At 37.7% G+C, this 11,780-nt stretch carries 11 protein-coding genes and 1 other annotated feature (1 of these 12 only partly in view); of the genes, 6 read left to right on the plus strand and 5 right to left on the minus strand.

What is annotated here, in order from left to right:
• Positions 1–41 precede the first annotated feature (41 nt).
• Positions 42–440, minus strand: coding sequence for a hypothetical protein (locus V1L66_RS04425; protein ID WP_054548655.1), 399 nt, complete (start codon positions 438–440; stop codon positions 42–44).
• Between the two features lie 166 nt (positions 441–606).
• Here V1L66_RS04425 and V1L66_RS04430 point away from each other — a divergent pair, with 166 nt between their 5' ends.
• A complete protein-coding gene (locus V1L66_RS04430; protein ID WP_333006885.1) occupies positions 607–2,112 on the plus strand; it encodes a coproporphyrinogen III oxidase in 1,506 nt (501 codons plus the stop codon).
• Positions 2,113–2,134: 22 nt separating this feature from the next.
• On the opposite strand, the gene V1L66_RS04435 is transcribed toward V1L66_RS04430, so the two are convergent.
• Positions 2,135–3,232: a sugar diacid recognition domain-containing protein gene (locus tag V1L66_RS04435; RefSeq protein WP_066037067.1), complete on the minus strand. Its 1,098-nt coding sequence runs from the start codon at positions 3,230–3,232 to the stop codon at positions 2,135–2,137.
• Positions 3,233–3,397: 165 nt separating this feature from the next.
• On the opposite strand from V1L66_RS04435, the gene V1L66_RS04440 reads away from it, so the two are divergent.
• The 5 genes from V1L66_RS04440 (at position 3,398) to V1L66_RS04460 (ending at position 8,301) form a co-directional block, all read left to right on the plus strand.
• Positions 3,398–4,537, plus strand: coding sequence for a glycerate kinase (locus V1L66_RS04440; RefSeq protein ID WP_333006887.1), 1,140 nt, complete (start codon positions 3,398–3,400; stop codon positions 4,535–4,537).
• Complete coding sequence (locus tag V1L66_RS04445; protein ID WP_036075870.1) at positions 4,538–5,884, plus strand: GntP family permease; 1,347 nt, start codon at positions 4,538–4,540, stop codon at positions 5,882–5,884.
• Between the two features lie 69 nt (positions 5,885–5,953).
• Entirely contained in the window at positions 5,954–7,144 is a 1,191-nt protein-coding gene (locus V1L66_RS04450; RefSeq protein WP_036075867.1) for an MBL fold metallo-hydrolase, read from the plus strand.
• A complete protein-coding gene (locus V1L66_RS04455; RefSeq protein ID WP_036075864.1) occupies positions 7,131–7,379 on the plus strand; it encodes a DUF3006 domain-containing protein in 249 nt (82 codons plus the stop codon). Before V1L66_RS04450 ends, V1L66_RS04455 begins: the two co-directional genes overlap by 14 nt.
• 133 nt (positions 7,380–7,512) lie before the next feature.
• Positions 7,513–8,301 carry an HAD family hydrolase gene (locus V1L66_RS04460; RefSeq protein ID WP_103118802.1) on the plus strand — a complete coding sequence of 263 codons (789 nt, stop codon included), beginning with the start codon at positions 7,513–7,515 and terminating at the stop codon, positions 8,299–8,301.
• Between the two features lie 44 nt (positions 8,302–8,345).
• Here the strand turns inward: V1L66_RS04460 and V1L66_RS04465 are convergent, their stop codons facing one another.
• The 3 genes from V1L66_RS04465 to serA all read right to left on the minus strand — a co-directional run bounded on the left by V1L66_RS04465 (position 8,346) and on the right by serA (position 11,473).
• Complete coding sequence (locus V1L66_RS04465) at positions 8,346–9,269, minus strand: hypothetical protein (protein ID WP_115674058.1); 924 nt, start codon at positions 9,267–9,269, stop codon at positions 8,346–8,348.
• Positions 9,259–9,753, minus strand: coding sequence for an RNA polymerase sigma factor (locus V1L66_RS04470; RefSeq protein WP_333006889.1), 495 nt, complete (start codon positions 9,751–9,753; stop codon positions 9,259–9,261). The genes V1L66_RS04465 and V1L66_RS04470 overlap by 11 nt, the downstream gene beginning before the upstream one ends.
• 106 nt (positions 9,754–9,859) lie before the next feature.
• The gene (gene serA / locus V1L66_RS04475; RefSeq protein WP_333006890.1) at positions 9,860–11,473 is read right to left on the minus strand and encodes a phosphoglycerate dehydrogenase; all 1,614 of its coding nucleotides are present in this window, start codon (positions 11,471–11,473) and stop codon (positions 9,860–9,862) included.
• Between the two features lie 160 nt (positions 11,474–11,633).
• Positions 11,634–11,780: a binding site (T-box leader), on the minus strand (it continues 95 nt past the right edge of the window).

Raw genomic sequence — 11,780 nt, forward strand, 5'->3', positions numbered from 1 at the left:
TAGTATGCCAACAATGCTTGGCATACTATTTTTATTTGTAGTTACTCAGCCATTGCTAGAGCGTAATGGTTCTTTGAGGAAATAAAGGCTGGATACTTTTTCGCAAATTGTTGGAGACATTGTTTAAAGGATATTGTACTCATGAAGTTTTTAGCTAATACCATTTCATCTGAATACAATAAAAATTGCTGAAAATGCTGTTGAATAAATACCCTTGTCTTTTCATAATGCTTGTTAATTGAAATAGCGCCATAGATTTCTTGTTGATCAATAATATAAATAAAATCACAAAGTACTTTATGTGTGCCGTAATTAAGTTTTACCGTGACATATAATGTTTTTTCGTCACAGCGCTCTAAATCAAAATGGTGGAATGCTACTTCTACTTGATGAATAAAGCTCGAAACAGATGTATAATTGTCATTTTTTAAAATAAACATTCTCGACACCACCTTTTCTGAAAATTATAATGACAAAAAAATAGTTTGTCTATATTTAAACTGAATATTCTGTTATTTTATAGATTCTAATTGTTATTTTGCTTATAGTCATAGAAATTTGTTAAACTTAAATCTGCAATTATATAAAAGAAGAGAGCGAAACGAAATGAAAATTATTCACATAGATCAAAAATATCCCGAAGATTGGATTCGCGTATTAAATCATATTGCGAATTTATTTTTTGAGGATTCCAAGCTGAAGGTTGAACCAATGGGAGCAGACATGTCTGCTTCATTTGACTATCAGACTGGAGACGATTTTTCCATTTCTACAAAAGCAAACTTGATTGTAGATGGTAAGCAATACACGAATGAGTACAGTATTCAATATGAGTCCCCGGCAACAGATCGTGAGCTAAATATTCGCATAAAACGTGCATTGTCACATGTATTTTTAGATGTTCTTGAACAGCATACTGGAGTGCATCAGCAATGGGGGATTTTAACGGGTGTACGCCCAACAAAGCTGTATCATAAATTTAGAAAAGAAGGTAAAAGTGAGCAAGAAATTGCTGATCTATTAATTCGAGATTTCCGCTTATCAAAGGAAAAAGTTGGACTATTAAAGGAAATTGTGGACCGACAACTAGTGACCATTCCTGATCTTGATTCCATTGGACAAGAAATCAGTGTTTATATCGGTATTCCATTCTGCCCTACCAAATGTGCATATTGCACTTTCCCAGCCTATGCGATTGGTAGTAATCGTAAGCAAGGCCGTGTTACGACTTTTTTAGATGGCTTGCATATTGAATTGCGTGAAATGGGCAAATGGCTGAAGGACAATGATATGAAAATCACCTCCATTTATTGGGGTGGTGGTACACCGACTTCCATCGAGGCCGATGAAATGGACGCCTTGTATCAAACGATGTATGAATCATTCCCTAACCCTGAAACAATTCGAGAGGTGACAGTTGAAGCAGGAAGACCTGATACCATCACACCAGAAAAATTAGAAGTACTAAAAAAATGGGGTATTGATCGTATTAGTGTAAATCCACAATCTTATACTGATGAAACATTAAAAGCAATTGGTCGTCATCACACAGTCCAGGAAACCATTGAGAAGTTTTGGCTTGCAAGAGAATCAGGTATGAACAATATCAATATGGATCTTATAATTGGGCTACCGAATGAAGGGATTGAAGAATTCCAACATTCATTAGAGGAATCGGCAAAAATGCAGCCAGAGTCTTTAACTGTTCATACGCTATCATTTAAACGTGCTTCAGAGATGACGCGTAATAAGGATAAATACAAAGTAGCCGACCGTGATACGGTAGCTGAAATGATGGCAATGGCACAAATTTGGACAAAAGAAAATGATTATGTTCCATACTATTTATATCGTCAGAAAAATATTTTAGGTAATTTAGAAAATGTCGGCTATAGTAAAGCGGGAGAAGAAAGTATTTATAATATCGTTATTATGGAAGAAGTGCAGACAATCTTAGGAATTGGCTGTGGGGCATCCTCAAAATTTGTTCATCCCGAAACAGGGAGAATTACACAATTCCATAATCCGAAAGATCCTGCTGCCTATATCATGACCTTTGAAGAGGCTATTGGGAAGAAAATAGAATTTTTAAATGAATTATATAAGGCTTAATGATGAAGGCAATCTGATCTGTTCAGATTGCCTTCATTGTTTGTAGTGTTCGTAATGTACAGGCCATTTTTAGCAGAACAGCATCCTCAAAGTATTGCGGATCATAGCCTGTTAATTCCCTTATTTTATTCAAACGATAAGTAAGTGTATGTCGATGAATATTCAATTGCTGAGCACAATGCTTTAGCTGTAAATTACAATCAAAAAACGATTGTAATGTTTCCAATTGTTTAGCGTCTAAATTTTTGAGTACACGACGGTAAAATGCTTGTACCTCCTCCGATTCACGAGGTTTAAAAAGGGAATATAACTCGACATCTTCAAAAAAAGTCAATTCATTATTGATTGCAGCAAATTTTAGAGCTGTTCTGGCACCTTGGTAGCTATAGGGAAGCTGAGATAAATGCTGAACCACAGGCCCTACCCCAATTTGAAGGGAGGGAAGTTTCTGCTTCTGCTTACGCAGTGCTTTTATAATAGGACGGCAATTTTGCTCCATACAACTTGTTAGTAGGATATAGTATTCCTGTAATTGGCTATGACCAGCAAGAATAGGCTGTTTGTAAAATAGATCCTCAAAAAAGAAGGGTATTGTATTTTCTGCGTAGGATGCTTCATTTAAGCTCACTAAAATCACCTGAAAAGGGCCAGAAAGAGCAAATGGTAATTTCTGAATCCGTTCAGTTAAGGTTCCGTCTAGCTTACTTCCATGAACGAGTGCTTCAAATATGTAATCGTTATTCTTTCGTTGCCATTCGCTTTTAGATTCAACAATCGCTTGATGGGCCATAATCTCTGTTGTGAGCTGAACGAGATTAGCAATTTCAAGCATATCCTCTGAATCTCCTGTAATACCTATAACACCTACAACCTCATCTTGATACATAATTGGCATATTGATGCCTGGTTTTGTGTTTGGATAAAGTGCTATATTTTCCTCATTTATAATTAGAGTCTCTTTTGACTGTGCTACGTATAGTGCACCTTCATGAATATTTTCCACCCTCATTTTATCCCCAGAAGCTAAAATGACTCCACTTGGGCTGATAACATTAATATTGTGACGCAAGCGCAACATCGTTTGATGGACGATGTCTTCTGCTAACTTTTTTGTCAACATGTTTATACACCTCGCATAAAAAACAGCCTGTTATATGACAGATAAATTGTACACCTATTATAATGTTTTCTGAATTTATTGTCATTATAATAAATTGTAAGCGCTTAACTTAGGGATATGAAAATTTACGTAAATGTCAATGGACGACATAAGTGGAGGTTTAACATGAAAGTTATCATTAGTCCAGATTCCTACAAGGGTACTCTGTCAGCAGTTGAAGTAGCAAAGGCAATGCAAAAAGGAATCTTAGATGTGGATCATTCAATTGAAACAATTATACTACCAGTGGCAGATGGTGGTGAAGGTACACTGCACTCACTTATTGCCTCTACAGATGGTCGATATTGCTCAGCAACTGTGCTTGATCCATTGGGAAGAGCTATCCAGGCTCAATATGGTGTACTGGGCGATCAAGTAACCTGTGTAATAGAGATGGCTCAAGCATCTGGTATTATGCTGTTACAAGAAAATGAGAAAAATCCTGAACTTGCTACATCTTATGGCACAGGACAATTAATTAAAGCCGCACTTGATCAAGGTTTTAGAAAATTTATTATTGGCATTGGTGGGAGTGCTACAAATGATGCGGGTACTGGTATGTTACAAGCATTAGGTGTGCGGTTATTATCAGCGGAAGGGGTGGAACTTGAGGCTGGTGTTTCTAACCTTATGCAATTAGATGTCATAGATATGAGTCTACTAGATACTAGATTAGCAGAATCAACATTTACGATTGCCTGTGATGTGGATAATCCGCTTATTGGTGAACGAGGAGCTACTGCCATCTTTGGTCCACAAAAGGGTGTTCAAAAACACCAGGTCGCTGAATTTGATCGTTGTTTAAAGCATTTTGCAGATATTGTTGAAGCTCAATTTGCTATACGATTACATGACTATAAAGGTGCTGGAGCCGCTGGGGGAATGGGGGGCGCATTAATCGCTTTTTTAAAAGGAACCTTCCATGCAGGAATTGACCTTGTGCTGGACGCTGTACAACTTCAGGCTCATTTAGCAGAAGCACAGTTAGTGATAACGGGTGAAGGAAAATCTGATCTTCAAACATTACATGGTAAGGCACCATTAGGTGTAGCCAAAGCTGCAAAGCAAGCGAATGTAGAGGCGATGCTGCTGTCTGGAGGAATTGATACCAAGGCGAATACAGCATTACAAGCGTATTTTACAGTTGTTGAGTCATTGGTAGATGAGGAGATTGATGTGCAGCAGGCAATGCAAGAACCTGCACACTTTATTCGGTTAAAAACTAAAAGAATGATAGAGCGTTACTTACAAAAGGGGGATGTCTAGATGTTGTTCATTATTATATTAATAGGGGTATTGTTTGTTGTCTTAGGAACAGCTAAGTTAAAGCTTCATCCGTTTTTAGCTTTATTAATCAGTGCTTTCTTCGTTGGAATTGCTTCAGGTATGCCATTGTTGACAGTAGTGGAAAGCATTAATACTGGATTTGGAGGCTTAATGACAAGTATCGGTTTAGTCATTATTGCTGGTACTATTATAGGCTTAATATTAGAAAAATCAGGTGCTGCTTATCGAATGGCAGAAGTAGTGTTAAGAATTGTAGGACCTAAACGTCCACAATTAGCGATGTCTTTAATTGGCTATATCGTATCCATACCAGTATTTTGTGATTCTGGCTTTATTATTTTATCCAGCTTGCAAAAATCATTAGCAAAGCGAGCAAATGTTACGATTGCATCTATGGCAGTAGCTTTAGCAACTGGCTTATTTGCGACGCATGTATTAGTACCACCAACTCCAGGGCCTATTGCAGCAGCAGGAAATATTGGCGCAGCAGATTATTTAGGAACAGTCATTGTCATTGGTTTATTAGTCGCGATACCAGCGACATTCGTAGGTTATCTATGGTCAGTAAAAGTTGCGACAAAAATTCGCGTTCCTGAAGATGAGGTAGAGGCATTAGATTATGAGGAAGTCATTAAATCCTTTGGTAAAATGCCCTCAACATTTAAAGCATTTTTACCAATCGTTCTGCCGATTGTGTTAATTGGTTTGGGTTCTATAGCAGCATTAGTTGGTGATACGGAATCGACTTTCAATACCATCTTTAAATTCTTAGGTTCTCCAACAGTGGCCTTATTTTTAGGTGTAGCAGCAGCCTTTTTATTATTACCTGAAATCAATGAAACGACATTAACAGGTTGGATTGGCGAAAGTCTAAAAGAAGCCGCACCAATTTTACTTATAACAGGGGCTGGTGGTTCGTTTGGAACTGTTATAAAAAATGCTGGTGTTGGAGAAATGCTTCAAGAAATGGATTTAGGTATGTTCGCCTCAGGTACATTATTCCTTCTAGTGCCATTTATAGTAGCAGCAGCATTGAAAACAGCCCAAGGTTCTTCCACAACAGCTCTTGTGATTACATCTACTTTAGTAGCCCCGATGCTTGTGACACTGGGAATTGAGGGAGCGGTACCATTAGCATTAGTGGTGATGGCAATAGGAGCAGGGGCAATGACCGTTAGCCATGTGAATGATAGCTTCTTCTGGGTAATTACACAGTATAGTGGCATGGAAGTGACACAAGCCTATAAAGCGCAAACGGTGGCCACGTTGTTACAGGGTCTTGTGACGATTATTATTACGATGATTTTATGGTGGATTTTTGTTTAAAGTAAAGGGAGAGCGGGCCATGGCTAGCTCTCTTTTTGTATAATAGGAAAATAGAAAGGAAGTTAGTAGATGAAAAAAATAATAGTATTACTCCTTTGTATTTTTTTATTAGCTGGCTGTACTGAGGCAGTCAAGACAGAGAAAATTCATGTAACAGCTGGTCATGAAATGCAGGTTCATTTTATTGATGTGGGGCAGGGGGATTCTATACTGATTGAATCACCAAGTGGTAAAACGATGCTTATAGATGGGGGAGTGAAGGGCGCAGGACAACAGATTGTTTCTTATTTAAAAGAACTTGGAATAAATAAGCTTGATATTGTGGTAGCGACACACCCAGATGCTGATCATATTGGGGGGCTTATTCCTGTATTAGATAACATGATGATTGAACAATTTTATGATTCGGGAAAAGTACATACATCGCAAACCTTTGAAGAGATGCTGACACGTATCGATGAAAAAAATATTCCTTACCATGTGCCAAAAATAGGTGATGATATTGTATTTGATAAGGATGTAAATGTGAAAGTTTTAAATGCCAATGAACAGGCTACAGATAATAACGATGCCTCTATTGTCTTAAAAATGACTTATGGGGATGTCTCTTTTTTATTGACGGGAGATGCGGGAGTGGCATTAGAAAAGGAAATGTTGCAGTATGATGTGAAAGCAACCGTTTTAAAAGCAGGACATCATGGCTCTAACACAAGTAGCTCGGAGGAATTCATTCAGGCTGTAAAACCAGAGGTCACGATATTAAGTTATGGAGAAGATAATAAATATGGACATCCACATGCAGAAGTAGTGGATCGTTTGCAGGCTATTGGTAGCAAAATCTATGCCACAGCAGATTTAGGAACGATTACGGTGTCCACAGATGGGGTAAACTATGCGGTGAATGGCAAGGAAACTTCAAGAGTAGAAACGGGCAATAAACCATCTAAAGAAGTAGCACCGACAACAGCTATTGAAATCGTTAGCAAGGATCTAGTTACTGAAATAGTAGGAATCAAAAATAGTGGACAACAAGCAGTATCTTTAAAAGGTTGGCAGCTTATTTCAATTGAAGGGCATCAAGTTTATAATTTCCCTAATCTCTCTTTACAGCCAGGGAAAATAATTTATATTACTAGTGGAACCAATGCGCGGGAAGGGCAAAATTATTTGAAATGGACGACTAAACAAATTTGGTTAAACGATGGAGATGCTGCGCAATTACGGAATGAGAAAGGGGAACTTGTAAGTGAGCTTGAGTAAATACACATTGGACCGTATTGAAGATGGCTATGCGGTTTTTTTAAAGTTTCCGGCAGAAGAGGAACAACTCATTATTTCGCAGTCAGCCATAAACAAGGCTGTGCAAGTAGGTGATCGTGTTCAGATAGAAGAAAAAAATGGTATTTACCATATTGAAATTTTACAAGAAGAAACACAACAAAAAAAAGCAGACATTCAGAGTTTAATGAATCGTTTACGAAATAAAAATAATTAATAGATGACAAGCTGTGAGAAATTGATGCACAGCTTGTTTTTAGCTAGAGGAAATGTGTATAATTTGTTATCCTAAATATTTTGAAAATATGCTAAAATAATAGTATTAATCGGGGAGCTAGGAGCGGACAAAAATGTCGATAAATACAATTATTTTTGATTTAGATGATACACTACTATGGGATAAAAAATCAGTCAAAACTGCATTTGAAAAAACATGTGACTATGCAGCAACAGTACATAATGTGAACCCTACTGAGCTAGAGGAAGCTGTTCGCCGAGAGGCACGTGCTTTATATGAGGGTTATGAAACATATGATTATACGGTATTAATTGGTATCAATCCATTTGAAGGACTTTGGGGAACGTTTGACGACTCGACGGACTCCTTCCAAAAAATGAAGGAAATTGTTCCTAGCTATCGTGCAGCGGCTTGGACAAAAGGGTTAGCTGCTCTTGGTATTGAAGATACAGCGTTTGGAGAGGAGTTAGGAGAGCGCTTTGTAGCCGAGCGTAAAGTAGCGCCATTTTTATACGAAGATACTTTTGCAGTGTTAGATGAATTAAAAGGAAAATATCAGCTTGTATTGCTTACAAATGGCGCACCAAGTTTGCAAAATTTAAAGCTAGAAATCACACCAGAAATTGCCCCATATTTTGATCATATTATTATTTCAGGTGACTTTGGTAAAGGTAAGCCGGACGCATCTATTTTTGAGTATGTGATGGAGAAAGCAGGTATTACAGCGGACGAGGCAATTATGGTTGGCGACAATCTTAATACTGATATTTTAGGATCATCTCGTGTGGGAATGCGTAATGTATGGATTAATCGTGAAAGCAATATCGCCAGCGGGGCTGTGACACCTACCTATGAGGTGGATTCTTTGACAGCGTTGTTGGAGCTTGTAAATAAGCTATAGTATAAAAATGTACTGACCCTTCATGGAGTCAGTACATTTTTTTATTAAAAATAGACATTCAGTCCAAGGTATAAACATGTAAAAGCTATCGCTATACAAAGCTGAACAAGAGCGCTAGCAATTAAGTAACCCTTAGGTTCACCAGCCTTTTTACGATAATAGATTTGCATAAAGGAGTAGAGTGAGAAAAGGCCATAAATAATTGTTGCATGAATTGTATGGTGGACAAGATAGATACCAAATGAAATACCTCCAAACAACACGAGCATGATGGCATTGGCAATAGCATGCTCAACTGTCGCAGCGAAAAAGCGACGTTCTGTATAAGGCATTCTTTTTTTAGCAATCCATAGGATGAAATGCATAAGTAGGATGAAAATGTTCCCTAAAATAAGTTTCGTCGATCGCTTCTCATCATAAAAATAGCGTAGAGAGTCAATTGATTCTTCAATCAGAAAGGCTTGCTGGGTTTCAACATTGAAGAAAATCTTGTTATTGAGTACCTTCCATTTCTCTTGTGTACGGTCATTATAGAGAATCAAAATATCATAGATAGTACCACTTTTCCATTGACTAGCGGATATTGTTATAGGAGAAGCGTTGTCCCAATTCTGTTGTAGCTGTGTGATAGCCTTTGAATGAGCATAGCATTGCTGAGGAACATAAAGGCAAGAATCCTTTGCTATAAAGGTATCCTTGTTCAGATTCTCCTTTAAGTAGACACGTTGGATGGCTTTGGAGGAATCCATTGTCATAGGAGAATCAGTCGGACGTTGAACAAAAGTTAAAATTAATAAAGAAAGAACTACTATAAATAGCACTGACACAGAAGGAATTTTCCATCCATTTCCAGTAGTTTGTTTACTAATTACTGAGGGCTCTGTCATATTGCGTAATAATTTTTTTTGCTGCTGATCAGATAACATTAAATCATCTAAGTGTTGCCATGTCTTCTTATCATTCTTCATCCATCTCACCTCCTAACTGTTTTTTTAATGCGATGAGTGCTCGTTTTAATGTGTTTTTTACTTTCCCCTCATTCCAGCCAAGAATATTGGAGGTTTCCTCGATGGATAGTCCCTCTATTTTGCGCAGGATAATCACATCGCGATAGGTAATTTTTAGTTTGCGAATTGCAAGATATAGTATCCTGGCATCTTCCCGTTGCATCAGCCATTGATGAGGAGAAGGTGACGTTTGTTCTTCATGCTGTTGTAAAAAAGGGACAAATTGAATAATCCTTTTTCGACGATAATGATCATAGGCAAGGTTACGCGCGGTGCAGCGTAACCAAGCGAGATCAGCCCCTTCTTTAATTGTTTGGTGATGTTTCAAATAACGGACAAAGGTTTCCTGTGTATAATCCTCCGCTAATTTTTCGTCATTTAGTAAGTAATATAAGTATTTAAAAATGGTGTGATTATGTAAGTAAAATATTTCTTCTATGTTCAAGCTGTGCACCTCCTTTTCTTTAAAGACGAAGAACCTTTAGAAAAGTATCATTTTACCAAAAAGAAAAAGCAGAGAGTAGAGACTCCCTGCTTCTTGTTGTTGATAATTATAGGGTAATGGCTTTCACTTCATCAATGTTTTCAAGCTGTGCCACAAATACTAAATCTTCTTCTGTTACAACATTGTCAACCGTTAGCATCATAACCGCTGTACCACCAACCTGTGCACGACCAACCTGCATTGTCGCGATATTGATTTCTTTTTCTGCAAGCTTTGTTGCTACACGGCCAATTGCACCTGGTTTGTCAGTATTTTTAATGTAAAGAAGGTGGCCTTGTGGAATGACGTCAACAACATAGTCCTCTACTTTTACAATACGTGCACCTAAACCGTTTAATAGTGTACCCGCTACAGTATGTGTTTCGTTAGCAGTAATAATTTCAATAGTAATTAAGCTTGTAAAGCCTTTTGCTGTTGTTGTTTTGTGCTCATTAATTTTCATACCGATACGTTCAGATAAGTAACGAGCATTCACATCATTGACATGATTACCGTGATTTTTAGACAGTAAACCTTTTAACGCATTTGAAGTTAATGGACGAACATCATAGTTTGCTACTTCTCCTGCATAAGATAGATTGATTTCTTTGACTGGCTCTGTTGTCACTTGTGATAGGAATGAACCAAGTTTTTCAGCTAATTCAAAGAAAGGCTCAACTTGTGCAAGAAGCTCTTTAGGTATAGATGGCATGTTTACTGGATTTGTTACAGTACCTGTTTTGTAAAATTTAATGATGTCATTTGATACGTCAACCGCTACAGATTCTTGTGCCTCGATTGTAGATGCTCCTAAGTGAGGCGTTGCGATAACTTGTGGTAAAGTCAGTAGCTTATGATCTGTTGCTGGTTCAGAAACAAATACATCAAGAGCTGCTCCAGCCACTTTACCTGCTACGATTGCATCATATAAATCGTCTTCATTGATGATACCGCCACGTGCACAGTTAATAATACGTACGCCATCTTTCATCATCGCAAATTTATCTTTATTAATAAGGTTGCGAGTTTCAGGTAGAAGTGGTGTATGAACTGTAATGAAATCTGCAGCTACACAGATTTCTTCAACCGTTGCTTTTGTTACACCTAATTCTTTGGCACGTTCATCTGTTAGGAAAGGATCGTATGCCATAACATTCATACGTTGACCCTTAGCACGATAAGCTACTTCAACACCAATTCGACCAAAACCTACAACGCCTAAAGTTTTATTTTTTAGCTCCACGCCAACAAAAGATTTGCGATCCCATTTGCCATTTTTTAATGTATTAAAAGCTTGTGGAATATGACGGGCAAGTGAAGTCATCATCGCAATTGTATGTTCGGCAGCTGAGTTAGTGTTGCCGTCTGGTGCGTTTACCACAATAATACCGTGTTCTGTAGCAGCAGCAAGGTCAATATTATCGACACCAACACCAGCACGACCAATTAATTTTAAGCTTTTAGCTGCTTCAATTACTTCACGTGTTACCGTTGTTTGAGAACGAACAAGTAATACATCTACATCAGCAATTTTAGCGATTAATTCTTCTGGTGCTAAACCTGTGTCTACAATAATGTTTAAATCTAAATCTTGTTCCTGGCGTAATGGGAAAATACCATCCTCACTTAGTGGATCAGCGATAAATACGTTAATAGTTCTTGTTTTTGTTGCAGTAGTCATTATAATTAGCTCCTTTTTTTATCATTATTGGCTATGGCTTTATCTACGATAGTCTGAAATTTGTAAAATTCGAACATCTTACAGCATACAAACAATCTCCTTTCTAAATCGAAGACAATATAAAAAGCCTTCCACGCCTTACAAACACAGTTAGTGTGTTGTAAGGGGCGAAAGGCTGTATAAACTTTGGTTCGCGGTACCACCCTTAATCACTGCTGGAAAATTTATTCTGGCAGTCTTAGCTATATGCGTAACGTGCATGAGACGGATAAGCATACTTTTAAGTTGTTCAGCCTATCTATTCAGG

Source organism: Lysinibacillus sp. IITD104 (assembly GCF_036698265.2).
GTDB lineage: Bacteria > Bacillota > Bacilli > Bacillales_A > Planococcaceae > Lysinibacillus > Lysinibacillus boronitolerans.

Coding starts and splice junctions, on each gene's coding strand:
- V1L66_RS04425 (WP_054548655.1), bottom strand. CDS start 440: ATGTTTATTTTAAAAAATGACAATTATACATCTGTTTCGAGCTTTATT.
- V1L66_RS04430 (WP_333006885.1), top strand. CDS start 607: ATGAAAATTATTCACATAGATCAAAAATATCCCGAAGATTGGATTCGC.
- V1L66_RS04435 (WP_066037067.1), bottom strand. CDS start 3,232: ATGTTGACAAAAAAGTTAGCAGAAGACATCGTCCATCAAACGATGTTG.
- V1L66_RS04440 (WP_333006887.1), top strand. CDS start 3,398: ATGAAAGTTATCATTAGTCCAGATTCCTACAAGGGTACTCTGTCAGCA.
- V1L66_RS04445 (WP_036075870.1), top strand. CDS start 4,538: ATGTTGTTCATTATTATATTAATAGGGGTATTGTTTGTTGTCTTAGGA.
- V1L66_RS04450 (WP_036075867.1), top strand. CDS start 5,954: ATGAAAAAAATAATAGTATTACTCCTTTGTATTTTTTTATTAGCTGGC.
- V1L66_RS04460 (WP_103118802.1), top strand. CDS start 7,513: ATGTCGATAAATACAATTATTTTTGATTTAGATGATACACTACTATGG.
- V1L66_RS04465 (WP_115674058.1), bottom strand. CDS start 9,269: ATGAAGAATGATAAGAAGACATGGCAACACTTAGATGATTTAATGTTA.
- serA (WP_333006890.1), bottom strand. CDS start 11,473: ATGACTACTGCAACAAAAACAAGAACTATTAACGTATTTATCGCTGAT.